The organism is Nocardioides sp. Root1257, from assembly GCF_001425175.1.
Lineage (GTDB): Bacteria > Actinomycetota > Actinomycetes > Propionibacteriales > Nocardioidaceae > Nocardioides.
This window is the reverse complement of sequence record NZ_LMDV01000012.1, coordinates 58,571-73,620: the sequence shown is the minus strand read 5'-3', so window position 1 is coordinate 73,620 and position 15,050 is coordinate 58,571. Positions and strand designations below refer to the sequence as shown.

Annotated in this window: 16 protein-coding genes; 10 read left to right on the top strand and 6 right to left on the bottom strand. The window is 67.2% G+C overall.

The genetic code is table 11. The features are described 5' to 3' along the window. Window positions 1-29: 29 nt before the first annotated feature. Window positions 30-791, bottom strand: a complete 762-nt coding sequence (locus ASC77_RS21955) for an enoyl-CoA hydratase/isomerase family protein (RefSeq protein ID WP_056157995.1) — start codon at window positions 789-791, stop codon at window positions 30-32. A gap of 161 nt (window positions 792-952) precedes the next feature. Here ASC77_RS21955 and ASC77_RS21950 point away from each other — a divergent pair, with 161 nt between their 5' ends. The 6 genes from ASC77_RS21950 to ASC77_RS21925 all read left to right on the top strand — a co-directional run bounded on the left by ASC77_RS21950 (window position 953) and on the right by ASC77_RS21925 (window position 6,331). Beyond that, window positions 953-2,089: an acyl-CoA dehydrogenase family protein gene (locus ASC77_RS21950; RefSeq protein WP_056157993.1), complete on the top strand. Its 1,137-nt coding sequence runs from the start codon at window positions 953-955 to the stop codon at window positions 2,087-2,089. Between the two features lie 20 nt (window positions 2,090-2,109). Further along, the gene (locus ASC77_RS21945) at window positions 2,110-2,571 is read left to right on the top strand and encodes a MaoC family dehydratase (RefSeq protein ID WP_200945102.1); all 462 of its coding nucleotides are present in this window, start codon (window positions 2,110-2,112) and stop codon (window positions 2,569-2,571) included. Beyond that, complete coding sequence (locus ASC77_RS21940) at window positions 2,564-3,790, top strand: thiolase family protein (protein WP_056157988.1); 1,227 nt, start codon at window positions 2,564-2,566, stop codon at window positions 3,788-3,790. Before ASC77_RS21945 ends, ASC77_RS21940 begins: the two co-directional genes overlap by 8 nt. 14 nt (window positions 3,791-3,804) lie before the next feature. Then, complete coding sequence (locus ASC77_RS21935; protein WP_200945101.1) at window positions 3,805-4,203, top strand: Zn-ribbon domain-containing OB-fold protein; 399 nt, start codon at window positions 3,805-3,807, stop codon at window positions 4,201-4,203. Next, on the top strand, window positions 4,200-5,036 hold the full coding sequence (locus ASC77_RS21930; RefSeq protein WP_056157985.1) for an enoyl-CoA hydratase/isomerase family protein: 837 nt from the start codon (window positions 4,200-4,202) through the stop codon (window positions 5,034-5,036). Before ASC77_RS21935 ends, ASC77_RS21930 begins: the two co-directional genes overlap by 4 nt. 110 nt (window positions 5,037-5,146) lie before the next feature. Further along, window positions 5,147-6,331: a cytochrome P450 gene (locus tag ASC77_RS21925; RefSeq protein ID WP_056157982.1), complete on the top strand. Its 1,185-nt coding sequence runs from the start codon at window positions 5,147-5,149 to the stop codon at window positions 6,329-6,331. Window positions 6,332-6,537: 206 nt separating this feature from the next. Here ASC77_RS21925 and ASC77_RS21920 read toward each other — a convergent pair whose 3' ends face one another. Together ASC77_RS21920 and ASC77_RS21915 are read right to left on the bottom strand one after the other, a co-directional pair. After that, on the bottom strand, window positions 6,538-7,293 hold the full coding sequence (locus ASC77_RS21920) for an SDR family NAD(P)-dependent oxidoreductase (RefSeq protein WP_056157980.1): 756 nt from the start codon (window positions 7,291-7,293) through the stop codon (window positions 6,538-6,540). An 88-nt stretch (window positions 7,294-7,381) separates the two neighbouring features. Continuing rightward, window positions 7,382-7,945, bottom strand: a complete 564-nt coding sequence (locus ASC77_RS21915; protein ID WP_056157977.1) for a TetR/AcrR family transcriptional regulator — start codon at window positions 7,943-7,945, stop codon at window positions 7,382-7,384. Window positions 7,946-8,101: 156 nt separating this feature from the next. On the opposite strand from ASC77_RS21915, the gene ASC77_RS21910 reads away from it, so the two are divergent. From ASC77_RS21910 to ASC77_RS21900, 3 genes are all read left to right on the top strand, one after another. After that, a complete protein-coding gene (locus tag ASC77_RS21910; protein WP_056157974.1) occupies window positions 8,102-9,313 on the top strand; it encodes a thiolase family protein in 1,212 nt (403 codons plus the stop codon). After that, window positions 9,313-9,837: a VOC family protein gene (locus tag ASC77_RS21905; RefSeq protein ID WP_056158611.1), complete on the top strand. Its 525-nt coding sequence runs from the start codon at window positions 9,313-9,315 to the stop codon at window positions 9,835-9,837. The genes ASC77_RS21910 and ASC77_RS21905 overlap by 1 nt, the downstream gene beginning before the upstream one ends. A gap of 86 nt (window positions 9,838-9,923) precedes the next feature. Then, window positions 9,924-10,514 carry a TetR/AcrR family transcriptional regulator gene (locus tag ASC77_RS21900; RefSeq protein WP_200945100.1) on the top strand — a complete coding sequence of 197 codons (591 nt, stop codon included), beginning with the start codon at window positions 9,924-9,926 and terminating at the stop codon, window positions 10,512-10,514. Between the two features lie 3 nt (window positions 10,515-10,517). On the opposite strand, the gene ASC77_RS21895 is transcribed toward ASC77_RS21900, so the two are convergent. The 3 genes from ASC77_RS21895 to ASC77_RS21885 are packed head-to-tail and all read right to left on the bottom strand — an operon-like array spanning window position 10,518 to window position 14,622. After that, window positions 10,518-11,705: an NAD(P)/FAD-dependent oxidoreductase gene (locus ASC77_RS21895; protein WP_056157967.1), complete on the bottom strand. Its 1,188-nt coding sequence runs from the start codon at window positions 11,703-11,705 to the stop codon at window positions 10,518-10,520. Then, window positions 11,702-13,402 carry an AMP-binding protein gene (locus ASC77_RS21890; RefSeq protein ID WP_056158608.1) on the bottom strand — a complete coding sequence of 567 codons (1,701 nt, stop codon included), beginning with the start codon at window positions 13,400-13,402 and terminating at the stop codon, window positions 11,702-11,704. The genes ASC77_RS21895 and ASC77_RS21890 overlap by 4 nt, the downstream gene beginning before the upstream one ends. Before the next feature lie 44 nt (window positions 13,403-13,446). After that, complete coding sequence (locus ASC77_RS21885; RefSeq protein WP_200945099.1) at window positions 13,447-14,622, bottom strand: CaiB/BaiF CoA transferase family protein; 1,176 nt, start codon at window positions 14,620-14,622, stop codon at window positions 13,447-13,449. A 206-nt stretch (window positions 14,623-14,828) separates the two neighbouring features. On the opposite strand from ASC77_RS21885, the gene ASC77_RS21880 reads away from it, so the two are divergent. Continuing rightward, window positions 14,829-15,023 carry a ferredoxin gene (locus tag ASC77_RS21880; RefSeq protein WP_056158605.1) on the top strand — a complete coding sequence of 65 codons (195 nt, stop codon included), beginning with the start codon at window positions 14,829-14,831 and terminating at the stop codon, window positions 15,021-15,023. Window positions 15,024-15,050: the final 27 nt, after the last annotated feature.

The window sequence follows — 15,050 nt, the reverse complement described above, 5'->3', positions numbered from 1 at the left end:
TCGTACTCGTCAGTTGTCGTCGTGCGCGGTCACAGGTCGAGCGCGGCGAGTGCCTCGTGCGTCAGGCCGAAGGCCAGGTTCTCGTGCATCTGCTGCTTGAACGGCCGTGTGAGCACCTGTCGCACGTAGCGACGGGCGAGCATCGGCTTTGCCGCGATGCCGGCCGCCAGCTCACGCGCACGGGGCAGCACCTGTTCTGCGGGCAGCACCTCATTGACCACGCCGTAGTCAAGCGCCTGCTGGGCGTCCAAGACCTGACCGGTCAGGAGGAAGTAGCGCGCGCGGGTGTTGCCGAGGACATGGTTCCAGACGACGTGAGCGCCGTCGCCGGGGACGATGCCGGACGCGAAGTGCGGAGAGTCGGTGAACTGGACCGTGTCGGACGCGATGATGATGTCGTTGATGACCGCGATCTCGGGGTGCACGAGCGCCGGCCCGTTGATGGCCGAGATGACCGGCACCTGGATGGCGAGCAGATTGTTGAGCAGCCGCTGGCCCTCGAAGATGATCTCCGCCCAGTCGTGAGGCGTTCCGAGGTTGAACGAGCTGAAGTCGATGTCCGGGCAGAACGCGTCGCCGGCGCCGGTCAGGATCACCACCGCATTGTCCGGGTCGCACGAGATCTGCTCGAAGCAGTAGGCCAGCTCGTCGTGTGCGGTCGACGTCCACGTCAGTGGGCCTCCGTCGGTGTGGATCGTCACCTCGAGGACGCCGTCGTCGGATCGTTCGAGCCGGATGTTCTCGTACTTGTCCCGATAGTCCTCGAAGGTGGGAGCGATACGGCGGGTCATGGCAGTCCTTCCTCGAACGTCCGCGGGGCCGGACGTGACGGTCGCTACATCTGGTCTTGATCGTGGCACCAAAACAAACGATTGTCTACGGTGATGGTGGCGGTAGTCACTCAGCAGGGCTATAGTCCCAAAACAAACGATCGTTCGCAGAGGGGTTTCCGATGGATTTTCGTCATACCGAGGAACAGCAGGCGTGGAAGGACATGCTCCACACGTTCATGGACAAGGACGTCGGGCGTGAGTACACCCGCGAGCGCGACGAGAGTCGCCAGTTCCCGGACGAGGCCTACAAGAAGATCGCGGACAACGGTTGGCTCGGCCTGCTGGTACCCGAGGAGTACGGCGGTCTCGAGGCTGACCCTGTCTTCTACGCGATCTTCTGCGAAGCCATGGCCAAGTTCAGCTTGGACACCGCTGCGTGCGTGATGACCTCGATGTTCACCGCAACCAACATCGTGCGCCACGGCACGCCGGAGCAGAAGGCGGAACACCTGCCTGCGTATCTGAGTGGTGACCGGAAGTTCAGCGTGTCGATCTCCGAGCCCGAGGCCGGGTCGGACGCGGCCGCTGTCCGCACGACCGCCGTCCTCGACGGGGACGAGTGGGTGCTCAACGGCAACAAGATCTGGTGCTCCGGCGCGCACCTCCCGGGCGCGGTCATCACGGTCCTCGCCCGCACGAGCGAGGATCGCCACGCGGGCCTCAGTCTGATCCTGGTTCCCAATGACACGCCCGGCCTCGACATCCAGAAGATGCCCACGATCGTCCGGCGCAGCCTCGGCACCACCGAGTACTTCATGACGGATGTGCGGGTCCCGAAGGGCAACATGCTGGGTGAGCCCGGCCAGGGATGGGAGTTCATCAACGGCCACCTCGAGTACGAACGGCTTGGCCTGGCGGCGTCGTACGTCGGCAACGCCCGTACGGCACTCGACGACACGATCGCCTACACGAAGCAGCGGACGCAGTTCGGGCGCTCACTCTCGTCGTTCCAGGTCCTCAAGCACCGGATGGCCGAGGATGAGACGCGCTTGCAGGCCGCCCGTCTCCTCGTGTTCCAGGCCGCTACCAAGATGGCGCGCGGCGAGCGCGCCATCCAGGAGGTCTCGATGGCCAAGGTCTTCGCCGCGGACACCGCGTTCCAGATCGCGTTCAACGGCATGCAGGCGCTGGGAGGCTACGCCCAGCTGCCCGAGTACGACATGGAGCGTTACTTCCGCGAGGCCAAGCACGGAATGGTCGGCGGTGGGGCCAACGAGATCCAGCGCACCATCATCGCGCGGGAGATGGGCCTATGAGCGTGGGCGGCACGGAGGCCGTGAAGACGATCGAGGACTTCCAGGTCGGCGAGACGATCGAGACCGCTGGCCGCACGGTTGAGATGTCCGACATCCTCACGTTCGCCGGCCTGACGGGGGACCACTACCCGCTCCACGTGAACGAGGAGTATGCGCGCACCACGCAATTCGGCGGTCGGATCGCGCATGGCCCGTTGACATTCGCCTTCGCGGTGGGGCAGGTCGCCCTCCACGGGTGGTACGGCGACGCGATTGTCGCACTCAAGGAGTGCGCCAGTCTCCGGGCGACCGCGCCCGTGCGACCGGGCGACACCCTGCGGGTGCGCGCGACTGTTGTCGAGGTGACAGGCGCGCGACGACCGGAGCACGGGACTCTGCACGTCGACTACGACGTGCTCAACCAGCAGGACACCAGCGTGATGACGTTCCGCTGGATCATGATCGCCCACCGACGGACCCCCTTGGAGGCTTCCGATGACTGACGTGTTGGACCACGAACTGCCATTCCCCGAACCGGGCACCGCGGCCGACGCCGCCTTCGTCGGCATCGGTGAGATCCCGTCCGGGAAGTTCCCCGATCGCACCTTCATGGGAGCGCTCGTGGAGGTCTCGGCGCGAGCGATCCTCGACGCCGGCCTCGCGCCACGCGACATCGACACCGTCCTGCTGATCCCGTGCCTCCACGGTGGGCGGGACCAGGCCGACCTGATCTTCTCCCGGCTCGTCGAGGAACTCGGACTCAACGGCCGCGCCAAGAGCAGCATGATGATCCACTCTGGGGGATCGACCAGCGACAGTGCGACCCGCGTCGCCGCTGGCCTGGTCGCCTCCGGGCAAGCCCGCAACGTGCTCATTGCCCAAGCCGACAAGTGGGGCTCGGCGCCGGTGACCGAGATGGTCGACATGCTCAGTGGCTTCGGGATCCCGCGCGAGTGGGAGGTGCCGTCGGGAGTCACGTTCAACGCCGTCGGTGGCCTCATCACCCAGCGCTACATGCACGCGACCGGATCGACCGCGGAAGAGATGGCATCAGTGTGCGTCGCCCTCCGCCAGTGGGCTCGGCTCAACCCCAACGCGATGTTCAAGGACAAGGACCTGACGATCGAACGGGTGCTCACGTCGAAGATGATCTCCGACCCGGTCCACGCACTGGAGTGCCCGATGCTGGCAGACGGCGCGGTCGCGCTCGTCATGACGAGCGCGACGAGCGCTCGTCGCAACCACGACTCGTGGGTGCGAATCGCCGGGTCAGGAGGCACGGTCTCGCACTACAGCCTGGGACAGGAGCGCGACCTCGCGGTGATGAACTGGCCGCGCGCCGGGCGGGAGGCGTACGAGCAGGCGGGATGGGGTCCGGAGGACGTGGACCTCGCCCAGGTCTACGACTCCTACGCCGCCGTCCTGGCCCAGGGCCTGGAGGGACTCGGGCTGGCGGCGGAGGGCGAGGCCGCCCGCCAGTTCGCCGCCGGCCGTTTCTCGCCGGGTGGCGAACTGCCGGCGAACACCAACGGTGGCCTGCTCTCAGCCGGGCACACCGGCGTTGGTGGCGGCACCGCCCTGTTGGCGGAAGGGGTGCGACAGCTCCTGTGGCGCGCGGAGCCCGAACGACAGGTGGAGGGCGCGACCCGCGCCGTCATCGGCGGCACCGGTGGCACGTACATGGACAGCCAAGTGATGCTCCTGGAGAGGGTGACCCGATGACTGCGGAACCGATCATGACCGACCTCACGGTGGACTACTACGAGTCTCTAGGCCGTGGCCAGCTCGTCGTCCAGGAATGCGGCGACTGTGGTGCACTGATCATGTACCCGCGCTACCGCTGCACCGAGTGCTTCAGCTCGAACCTCGGGTGGCGGCAGGTCGAGGGCGGTGGGATCCTGCACAGCTTCACCATCATGCGCCTGGGGGCCCCGTCGGGCTACGAGGCGGACCTGCCCTACGCCGTAGGGATCGTGAAGCTCGACGAGGGGCCGCAACTTCTCGGCCGTCTTTGGCCGGGTGAGGACGGCACTTGGGACGACTACGTGTGCGACGCGCGGGTGACCTTCAAGTCCGCACCGGCCGCGGACGTGGCCAGTCGTCCTGCGCCGTGGTTCGAACGCGCCAAGTCGTGAGCGAGCGGAGCGGGGCGCGCACCGAGCTGGAGACCTGCTACGTCGAGCGGGTCGCCGACGGCGTGGTGGTCCTCACCCTCAACCGGCCCGATCGCGGCAACGGCGTGGTGCCTGAGCTTGCGCGCGACCTGTTGCACGTCCTCGACGATCTCGAGCCCGATCGATCGGTGCGGTCTGTGGTGCTGACGGGTGCCGGGAAGCAGTTCTGCGCGGGAGCGGACCTGCCCGCGATGCAGCGCTACCTCCGCGACGAGCTCCCGGTCCGGCAGGAGCCCTACAACGCACGCGTGCTGTTCCCGGTCACCCAGCGGATCACCGCATCCCGGCTGATCTTCGTCGCGGCGATCAACGGCGCCGCAACGGCCGGTGGGTTGGATTTCGCGCTCGCATGCGATCTGCGTGTCGCCTCAGATCGAGCGCGACTGGGGGAGACCTACGTCAACATGGGCCTAGCGCCCGGCAACGGGGGCACCTGGTTCCTCCCCCGGCTCGTCGGATCCGGCATGGCGGCGGAGCTGGCCCTCACCGGGGAGATCGTCGACGCCGCGCGTGCACTCGAGATCGGCCTGGTGGGGCGCGTAGTGGCGCATGACTCGCTGATCGAGGAGGCGACGAACCTGGCCGGCCTGATCGCGGCGAAGCCCTGGCGCGCGCTCGAGGCGACCAAGCAGGCACTCAAGGCGTCGTGGCAGCACGACCTGACCTCGGCGATGACGGCGAGCTACTGGACGACGGCAGCCCTCCAGTACACCGACGACATGCGCGAAGCGGTCGATGCCTTCCTCGAGAAACGGCAGCCGAGGTTCAACCTCGACGTGGGTGACGGTGATTGACGCTCTGTGAGCGTTGACACAGATCCTGGGCCGAACTACGTTGAAAACAACTGCTTGTTTTCGCGGACGGAGCCGCTCTCCGGCCGTCAGTCCCACACCCAGGAGAAGTTGTGACCGCAGAGAAGTTCGGCCGTGACATGTTCGACGACTTCGACATTGATGCACCCGTGTTCAACGACAGGTTCCTCGAGATCCAGGATGAGCTCGTATCGAAGTGTCCGGTGGCGCACAGCACGGTCGGCGACGGTTACCACGTCATCAATCGCTACGAGGATGTGAAGAAGGCGGGCCAGGACTGGAAAACGTTCAGCAGCGCAAAGGGTTTCCAGCCCAACCGCGCGGACGGCGTGCCCTACCTGTACCCGGAGGAGTGCGACCCGCCCTACCACAACAACTGGCGCACGGCGCTCAACCCATTCTTCGCCCCCGGCCCCGTCAGCGAGATGGAGGATGCCATCCGCCAGGACGCCCGCGAGCTGATCGACGCTTTCGCAGACCAGGGCTCGTGCGAGTTCGTCAGCGAGTTCGCGGCGGAGCTGCCTGGTCGGGCCTTCTTCAAGAACCTCATCGGCGTGCCGGTGGAGGACCTTCCGATGCTGCTCCAGGCCATGGATGCCGGGATCTACGGGCCGGTGGAGGAGCGGCCCGCAGCCTTCGGGAAGGCGTTCGGCTACCTCGGCGAGTACCTGGCAACCCGTAAGGACGAACCCAACCGCGGTGACCTCATCGACACGATCGCCGCGGGCGTGGAGCGCGACGGTGAGCCCTGCCCGTGGGAGGACCGGGTCAGCATCCTGACCGACCTCACTCTCGGCGGCATCGCGACGACGACCTACGTCATGTCGGGCGCCATCTACCACCTGGCCACGCATCCCGAGGACCGCAAGAAGCTCGTCGCGGACCCCTCGATGATCCCCAACGCGATCGAGGAGTTCGTCAGGTTCTTCCCGCCTGTGGTGGCCCTGGGCAGGTCCGTCACTCAGGACGTCGAGCTCGGCGGCTACCAGTTCAAGAAGGACGACTTCGTGTTGCTCAACTACGCCTCGGCGTCGCGTGACCCGGAGGCGGTTGACGACCCCCAGACGCTTGACATCGAGCGGGACAGGATCGTCCACACGGCCTTCGGCGTCGGCGTCCACCGTTGCATCGGCTCGCACCTGGCCCGGCTCGAGCTCCGCGTGGTCCTCGAGGAGTTCCTCGCGCGGATCCCCGAGTTCGAGGTCAAGCCAGGTATGGAGCCCTCGTACGAGACTGGTGTGCTGCGGACGATGAAGTCGCTGGAGCTCGTCTTCTGAGTGCTCCGCGTCTTGGCGCCAGCTGAGCACCGCTACGACTCGACACCCGCCGACCCCGCAGGGGGCCGGCGGGTGTCTTAGGTCGGGCCCGGATGCGGACCGGGTCGAGAAGAGGTGAGAACGCGGATGAGATGTGGAATCCCCGGCCGGCGCCTCCGGAGAGAAGCGCCGGCCGGGGAGGCTGGTGCGTTCGAGCGGGGGACCGGCTACTGGGCGGTCCAGCCGCCGTCGACCGCCAGAACCTGGCCGGTGACGAAGTCGCTGCCGGGCGAGAGGAAGAAGACGATGGCCGAGCCGACGTCCTCCGGCTTGCCGAGGATCCCGGCCGGAGTCGCGGCCGACACCTGAGCGAGCAGCTCCTCGGTGATGTCGCCGAGCATCGGCGTCTGAGTGACGCCAGGTGCTACGACGTTGACCCTGATGTTCTGCGCGGCGTACTCGATGGCCACCTGGCGCGACATCGCGATCACGCCACCCTTCGACGCCGAGTAGGCCACGACATTGGGCATCCCGATGAGTCCGGCGGTGGATGCGACGTTGACGATCTTGCCCCCGCCTGCCTCGAGCATGTGCGAGATGACGGTCCTCATGCCGAGGTAGGGCCCCTTGAGGTCCACGCCGGTGATCCGATCCCATCCGGCATCGTTCTGGGTCGTGAGCGCGTCGCTCGCCGAGACGATGCCGGCGACGTTCGCCAGACCGTCGACGCGACCTCGTGAAGCGAGCACCGACTCGACCACGCGCTCCCACGCGGCGCCGTCGGTGACATCGAGTTCGTGAGCCTCGCCTGAGCCTCCCGCAGCCTGGATCTCCGCCAGCGTCTCGTCCTGCGCCTTGATGTCGGCGGCCACCACGTATGCGCCCTGCTCGGCCGCGAGGAGGCACGTGGCCTTTCCGATCCCCGACCCGGCGCCGGTGATCAGAATCGTCCGCCCGGCCAGCACGCCGTTGCTCTCGCTCATCTCGTCCTCATTCCTCGAATCCCTCGGGTCGATCCCGCGAGCAACTCAATCTAACAAATGGTTGTTTCTGTGCCAATGGTCACAAACGTCAGGGTGCGAGGCCGAGCACCAACAGGTCGCCGATCGCGTCGGCGAGCTGTTCGGGCGAGGATGAGCCGGTCGGTGTGAACCACTCCGTGGCCGAACCCAGGACGCCGATGATCGTCAACGTCGCGACCTTGCGCTCTGCCCGCGGATGCAATGAGCCGTCGGCGCTGCCCTCCCGCAGGAGCGTGCGGAACACGTCCTCGTAGTTCTGCCGCACCTCCACCATCTGGTCGTGACGCTCGCCGGTCAGGTAGTGCCACTGGTGGAAGGTGACCCGAGTCTGGTCCAGGTTGACGGCCAGCACCTCCATGTGGGTCCGCAGCGCGAGTCGCAAGCGCTCGCTCGCCGGGAGGTCGGCAGCGACAATCGGGGTCAGCGCCTGGGTGAAGTTTTCGACGCCGGTGCTCACGATGTCGAGCAGCAGCGCCTCCTTGCTCTCGATGTGTGCGTACAGGCTTCCAGGCAGGATGCCGACGGCCTCGCTGAGGTCGCGCATCCCGATGACGGGGTACCCGCGCTCGCTGAACAGGCGGATCGCTGTGTCCTTCACGAGCTGTCGGGTCACCGGCGAGGAGCTGTTGTCGTGACGACTGACGTTGCGTCTTCCCACAGTCTCGGTTCCCTCTGTGTGGACCAGCCAGGCCGCGTGCGACCGGTGCTCTTGTGGCGATGTCAGTGGAAGTCTACGATACAAACACACGTTTGTTTCAGAAAGGCTCTCATGACTGTCTCCATCCTGGGCACCGGGATCACGAGGTTCGCGCAGCGGCCTGACGTCACTCTTCGGACCCTCGCCAACGAGGCCGTCGACAGCGCGCTCCAAGACGCGGGAATCACTGCCAAGGACGTGGAGATGGTGGTGCTTGGTAACGCTACCGAGGGCTTCCTTCACGGCCAGGAGATGATCCGAGCGCAGGTCGCCCTTCGCCACTCGGGCCTGGCAGGAGTTCCGATGATCAACGTCGAGAACGCCTGTGCCTCCTCGTCCTCGGCGTTCCATGTGGCATGCATGGCCGTGGCCTCGGGTGCGGCCGAGGTGATCCTGGTGCTCGGGGCCGAGCGCTTGAGCCACCCGACGAAGCGCCGGAGCTTCGACGCGCTAGCGACGGCGGTGGACCTCTCGGAGTACCCCGAGCTCGCGTCCGCGGTGGGAGCGACAGGGGCCGACCCCGACCTGCAGGCGGCGTCGCACTCGCCGCTGATGGATCTGTACGCGGCCAAGGCGCGGGAGTACATGGACAAGTCCGGCGCCACTGACGACGACCTTGGTCTCGTCTCGGTCAAGAACCGGGCGCACGCCGCGCTCAATCCCTTCGCGCAGTTCCAGACGCCTGTATCCCACGAGAGGGTGATGGCGAGCCGGATGATCTCTGATCCGCTGCGCATGCTGATGTGCTCGCCCATTGGCGACGGTGCGGCTGCCGTCGTCGTCGCATCGTCGAGCTACGTCGCGCGCAAGGGCAGACCGGACATTCGAGTGGCGGGCTGGGCACTGACGTCGAACGGCGCCGACCCGAGCGCGGCGGAGCCCGTGGCACGCGCGGTGGGCAGGGTGCTCAACCAGTCGGGCTTTGACATCGAGGACCTCGATGTCGTCGAGGTGCATGACGCCTGTGCCCCGGCAGAGCTGTGGCTCTATGAGGAGGTCGGCCTCTGCAAGCAGGGTGGATCCGTTGAACTGATCCGGAGCGGGGCGACGAAGCTGGGTGGGCGCATCCCGGTCAATACCGGCGGTGGTCTTCTAGGGCGTGGACACCCCTTGGGGGCCACGGGCTGTGCGCAGATCGTGGAGATCGCCGACCAGTTGCGCGGCCGCGCCGGCCCCAGGCAGGTGCCAGGAGCCCGCGTCGGCCTCGCGCAGAACAGCGGCGGCATCCTCGACGAGCTGGACGAGGCAGTTGCTGCGGTGACGATCCTCGCTGCCCACCAGTGATGACCGACCCCGGCACCGTCTCGGAACGGATCCGGCACCTGGACCACGTCGCAGTTGCCGTCGCCGACATGCGGCCAGCGGCCCGGCTATTCGTTGACGTACTCGGCGGACGGCTGCTCTCCGGTGGTGACAACGACGAGACCGGTACGCGTCTGATGCAGCTCGCGCTGGGCGGGTTCAAGGTAGAGCTGATGCAACCGCTGCGGCCCGACAGCACGCTCGCTCGGCACCTGAGCAAGCGCGGCGAGGGCCTGCACCACCTGACATTCATGGTGGACGACGTCCCCTCGACGGTTTCCGCGCTCGAGGTTCTTGGATACGACGCCGTGGGCACCGATGCCTCGTCGGCGAACTGGGCAGAAACCTTCCTGTCCCCACGTCAGTCGTTCGGTGCACTGGTCCAGTTCTGCGCGACCAGCCTGCGCTTCGACATCGAGTCCGATGCCTTCGGGGTGGAGGATGTGCTCGCCGGTCGGGTCGAGTGGCGGGACCGCGTGGCGTGCCTGAGAGCGGCGATCCGCTAACGTATGTTCGTTTCTTCGAGCGTTTCACTGCAGACGCTTCGCGAAGTCCCGGACCCGGGAAACAGGTGACGTCAGAAGGTAGGACCGTGACAAAGGCTACGGCGCAAGGAACGCCGCGGGAGTCGATCGTCCGTGCGGCGACGGTTCTCTTCGGCCGCGAGAGCTTCCCCGCGACGTCGATGCGGGACATCGCCGCCGAGGTGGGCATCCTCGCGGGAAGCCTGTACGCGCACATCGACGGCAAGGAGTCCCTGCTGCTCGAGATCATCGAGCAGGGGATCGGCGAGTTCCTGGACGCGGTCTCGGCCGCGGCGGAGCAGCCGGGACCGGCGGTCGAGCGACTGCGCGCAATGATGCGCGCGCACGTGGAGGTCGTGAGCCGCGATCCGCTCAAGACGCAGATCGTGTTCCACCAGTGGCGATACCTGGGGGAGGAGAACCGTCGGCGGGTCCGCGCCAGGCGAAGCCGCTACGAGGACCTGTTTCGGGACGTGATCGACGCAGGAGTGGCCGACGGCAGCTTCGACTCCGCGACCGACGTGCGCATCGCCGTCCTGAGCACCCTCGGTTCCCTCAACTGGACCTCGGAATGGATCTCAGCAGACGGGCCGACCCCGGTCGAGGTGCTGAGCGCCCAGCTCGCAGACACGATGCTCAACGGCCTCATCAAGCGCTGACCGTCATCCGCCTGACAAGGCGACAGACGATGCGCGGAAGGCCAGACGACCCTGGAGGAACTCCCGCGGACTGTTGGCGGCCAGGACGGCGCTGACTCGACCGTCGACCTCCCACTCGGCAACGAACTTCCCGCTCTCGAGGTCGCCCGACGTGATACGGGGAGCGACGTCCGGTGGCGCATGACCCACCGACATGAGGCGAAGCTCGGCCTGGTGGGACCAGAAGTAGTTCTCCGACACGTCGTCGTCGAGGTCCAGCCCGCTCATCGCGGCCGCCACCCGCTGCGCGGAATCGGCGGCGGCGGTCCAGTGCTGGACGGGAGCGCAGTGGTCTGCGCCGTCGTGCAGGCAGACGACATCGCCGGCGCCGTACACGTCCGGTGCAGAGGACCGGCCGGTTGCGTCGCAGACGAGGCCCGCATGGGTTCGTAGGCCGGCCGACGACATCCAGTCCAGCTCGCGTGTGACGCCGACGCCCACGACGACGAGGTCGGCTTCGGCTTCCGTGGTGTCGCTGAGGACCAGCGTGGTTCCAGAGGCCCGCACGTCAGCGGCCACCACCGAAACCCCGCAGCGGAAGGTAACGCCACGCGTCGTGTGCCAGCCCTGCAGCCAGGTCGCGACCGTCGGACCGAGCGGCCCGCAGAGCGGTGTCGGTGCGACCTCGACGACGGTGACCTCGCAGCCCAGCGATCGAGCAGCCGCCGCCACCTCCAGGCCGATGAACCCTGCCCCGACGATCGCGATCCGCGATCTCGGCGCCAGTCGCTCCCGGATCGCGCGGGCGTCCGCCATCGTCCGGAGGTGCTGAATGCCCTCGACACCGTCGAAGATCGGGAGCGACCGGGCGCGCGTCCCTGTGGCGATGACCAGGCTGCCGTAGGCCACGGCGGGCTCGTTCTCGACCACGACAACCTTGCTGTCGAGGTCGAGCGCTACGACGCGGTGCGACAGACGGACGTCGATGCCAGCTGCCGCGGCGTCCTCGGGTGCGAGCAGGCAGGTTGCGGACGCGTCTCGGTCCAGCAGGACGTCCTTGGACAGTGGAGGGCGGTCGTAGGGGTACTCCGCCTCCTCCGACAACACCGTGATGCCGCCGTCGTGGCCGTACGACCGGAGCGCGAGCGCCGTCCGGGCGGCAGCCAGCCCGCCGCCGGCGATGACGACGTCGCCGAGCGGGCCCTCGCTCACACGCTCACCGTGTCTGCCGCGGCCAACATGCGGATCGCCCGCTCGATCAGGAGGAACTTCTGGACCCTGCCGGTGACAGTGCGCGGAAGGTCGGAGGCATCGATGAACAAGACGCTGGCGGGCACTTTGAAGCGTGCGACGCGCGCGGCGCAGAAGGCGATGAGGTCCTCGGCGGCCGGCGGCGCGGCGGGATTGACGACGACCCAGGCACAGCCAACGTCGCCGTACCGCTCGTGGGGGATCCCGACGACGTGCGCTTCGAGGACACCCTCGTGCTGAACGAGCACTTCCTCCACGTCGCTGGGGATCACCAGCTCGCCGCCGAATCGGTAGGACTCCTTCTGACGTCCGGTCAGGGAGAGGTAGCCCTGCTCGTCGACGCGGCCAAGGTCGCCCGTCTGCATCCAGCCGTCGTCGGTGAACAGCTCTGCCGTCTCGACCGGCTTGTCGAAGTAGCCCTGCGTGATGATCGGCCCCCTGGTCAGGAGCGCTCCGATCTCACCGAACGGGAGCTCGTCGCCCGTTGCGATGTCGACGACCTTGTAGACAGCCAGACTCCCTTCCAGCGACGGATCGCCGGCGCAGCCGCCCGGCTTCCGTGTGCCGTTCGTGGTGGTCAGGCGATCGAGGCCATCCCCGGGGAGGGTGCACATCGTCGAGGCCGTCGTCTCGGTTTGTCCGTACGCGGTGTAGATGCGCTCGATCCCGAACACCTCGTCCATGGCGGCGAACATCCCCTCGGGATGCGGCGTGCCTGAGGAGAAGATGCTGGTCAAGGACGAGAGGTCGTAGCTCCCCGCCTTGGCCTTCTCCAGGAGGACGCTCGTCATGGCGGGGACGCACATGATCTCGTCGACGTCGTGCCGGGCGACCGCGCGGAGCATCTCCTGGCCGTCGAACATCGTCTTGGGGACGATGGAGCCGGCAACGAACAGGACGGCGACAGTCGCCTCCACGTAGCCGAACACGTGGTAGAGCGGCATGGCGTACATGATCCGGAAACGCTCGGGCAAAGCACGGTGGAGGGCGCTGGAGTACGCCGTGCGCAGCACGCCGTCGTGCGTGAGGAGCACGCCCTTCGCCTTGCCCGTCGTGCCAGAGGTGTAGAGGAGGTCGGACACCGCCTCCGGGTCGCCAGATGCGGTCAGCTCGAGGATGCCGGTCCGCGGCACTTCCGCGCCGCGCTGGAGCAGGTCGTCGAGCGAGGTCCCGCGAGCAGGACGTCCGCCCTGCGTTGCGAAGACGATCACCTCGCGCAGATCTGGAAGCGCATCACCGCCCCCCAGCTCGTCCCAGCCCGGGGCGAGCTGGTCGAGCTCTGCGAGATAGTCGAGGCCGCGGAACGAGTCCATGGTGATGAGCACGGTGCTGCGTGACTGACGGAGCACGTAGCCGAGCTCCTGGTGACGGAGCATGAAGTTGACCGACACCGAGACGGCGCCCAGCCGCGCAACCGCGAACTTGAGCGCGACAGCCTCGACGAAGTTGGCCATGTCGACCGCGACGTGGTCGCCGGCACGAATGCCGATCGCGTGCAGACCGGCAGCGAGGTCGATCGAGAGCTCCGCCAGGTCGTGGTACGTCCACGTGCGCGCGTCGGTCACGACATAGGGGCGGTCAGGGTGGTCGGCTGTGACCCGGTCGAGAAGCTGCGCGGTCGTCCTTGGCTGCCACGGGCCCCACGTCTCCTCGAGCATGGCCCGGCTCTGCCGGACCTGGTCCTCCAGCTCCGCTGCAGTCTTCACGGCTGGTCGATTCCTCTCGTGACGGGTTCGTGGGCTGCGACGACCTGTGCGACGTCGTCCTCGGTGAGGCCTGCTTCTCGAAGCACCTCGGCAGTGTGCTCGCCGACCGCCGGAGCCTGTCGGCGGGGAGCGGAGCGGGCGAGATCCATCGGGAGGTGCATCTGCTGGAGGCCGTCGACTCTGCCTGGCTCGGCCGGGGCAATCAGTCGGCGTTCGTTGGTGAGCGGGTGGGCGATCGCCTGGGCGAGGTCGTTGACAGGACCTGCGGGTATCCCCGCGCCCTGGAGGACGCTCAGCCAGTGACCTGCCTTCTCCGTGGAGAGGACTTGCTGGATCAGGGCCGCCAAGGTGTCCCGACGGGCGATGCGGTCAGGCATCGTGCGGAAGCGCGGGTCGTCGACCAGGTCGTCGAGCCCCAGTGCCCGGCAGAGGGTGTGGAACATACGATCCGTGGAGGTCGCGATCATGATCGGCTGGTCGAGGGTCTGGAAGGCCTGGTAGGGGGCCGCGCTGGGGGCTGCAGACCCGAGCGGGCCGGGAAACGACCCGGTTCCTAGGAACCCGACGACCTGGTGGCACTGCAGGAAGAGGCCGGAGTCGATCAGCGTCGACTCGATGCGTTGGCCTTCCCCGGTCGCGTCGCGTCGGACCAAGGCGGCTTGGACGGCGAGCGCGGCCCAGAGCCCCGTGGAGATGTCGATGATCGACGGTGCCGCTCGCACCGGACTGCCACCGGGCTCGCCGGTCATCGCCATAATGCCGGTGAAGGCCTGCACCAGTGCGTCGTAGCCGGGACGGTCGTGGCCGAGCGGGCCTGTGCCGAAGGCGTTCACGGACACATGGACGAGGTCCGGCTTGGTCGCGAGCATGTGGTCGAAACCCAGGCCCAACCGATCGGCGACACCGGGTCGGAACGACTCCACGACCACGTCCGCGGTGCCGACGAGGCGGAGCACCGCCGCGCGCCCGGCGTCGGACTTGAGATCGATCGCCACGCTGCGCTTGTTGCGGTTGACGGTCTGGAAGACCGTCGCCTCCGCTCCCCAGAACGGGGGGAGCGAGCGTGTGGAGTCACCAGCACCTGGGCGCTCGATCTTCACCACGTCGCTGCCCATGTCGGCCAGGATCATGCAGGCGAGGGGCCCAGCGATGTTCTCGCTGAGGTCCAGCACCCTGAGGCCGGCGTACGTCTCGTGGAACTCCACGTCCCCTCCTTCTAACAATCACTTGTTTTTATCCTGAGGCCCACGTCACAGTCAAGGGGTCGACCATGATGCCTCAAGGATAAAACGAACGTTTGCTTGACCGTGTGTCGGCTGCGTGGCACGGTGGGATCGCCCGCAACGTGGCGATGGTCACTGTCGACGTGGAGGACCGCATGAAGCTACTCGTGAACGGCTCGGTATGCACCGGGCATGGCCGCTGCTACACCTTGGCGCCGGGTCTGGTCGAGCCAGATGACAACGGGTTCGCGACCCCCGCCGACACTGCCGTCGAGGTGGCGGCGCAGGACGAGGAGCAGGCCCGTCGGATCGCCGGCACCTGCCCCGAAGGCGCGATCTCGATCCAATGAGCATCGACCGACGTACGCCGCGGAGCC

What these genes read in the sequence shown, in the direction of transcription:
- ASC77_RS21935 (WP_200945101.1), top strand. Translation starts at nt 3,805, where the DNA reads ATGACCGACCTCACGGTGGACTACTACGAGTCTCTAGGCCGTGGCCAG.
- ASC77_RS21910 (WP_056157974.1), top strand. Translation starts at nt 8,102, where the DNA reads ATGACTGTCTCCATCCTGGGCACCGGGATCACGAGGTTCGCGCAGCGG.
- ASC77_RS21880 (WP_056158605.1), top strand. Translation starts at nt 14,829, where the DNA reads ATGAAGCTACTCGTGAACGGCTCGGTATGCACCGGGCATGGCCGCTGC.
- ASC77_RS21950 (WP_056157993.1), top strand. Translation starts at nt 953, where the DNA reads ATGGATTTTCGTCATACCGAGGAACAGCAGGCGTGGAAGGACATGCTC.
- ASC77_RS21920 (WP_056157980.1), bottom strand. Translation starts at nt 7,293, where the DNA reads ATGAGCGAGAGCAACGGCGTGCTGGCCGGGCGGACGATTCTGATCACC.
- ASC77_RS21955 (WP_056157995.1), bottom strand. Translation starts at nt 791, where the DNA reads ATGACCCGCCGTATCGCTCCCACCTTCGAGGACTATCGGGACAAGTAC.
- ASC77_RS21890 (WP_056158608.1), bottom strand. Translation starts at nt 13,402, where the DNA reads ATGCTCGAGGAGACGTGGGGCCCGTGGCAGCCAAGGACGACCGCGCAG.
- ASC77_RS21940 (WP_056157988.1), top strand. Translation starts at nt 2,564, where the DNA reads ATGACTGACGTGTTGGACCACGAACTGCCATTCCCCGAACCGGGCACC.
- ASC77_RS21905 (WP_056158611.1), top strand. Translation starts at nt 9,313, where the DNA reads ATGACCGACCCCGGCACCGTCTCGGAACGGATCCGGCACCTGGACCAC.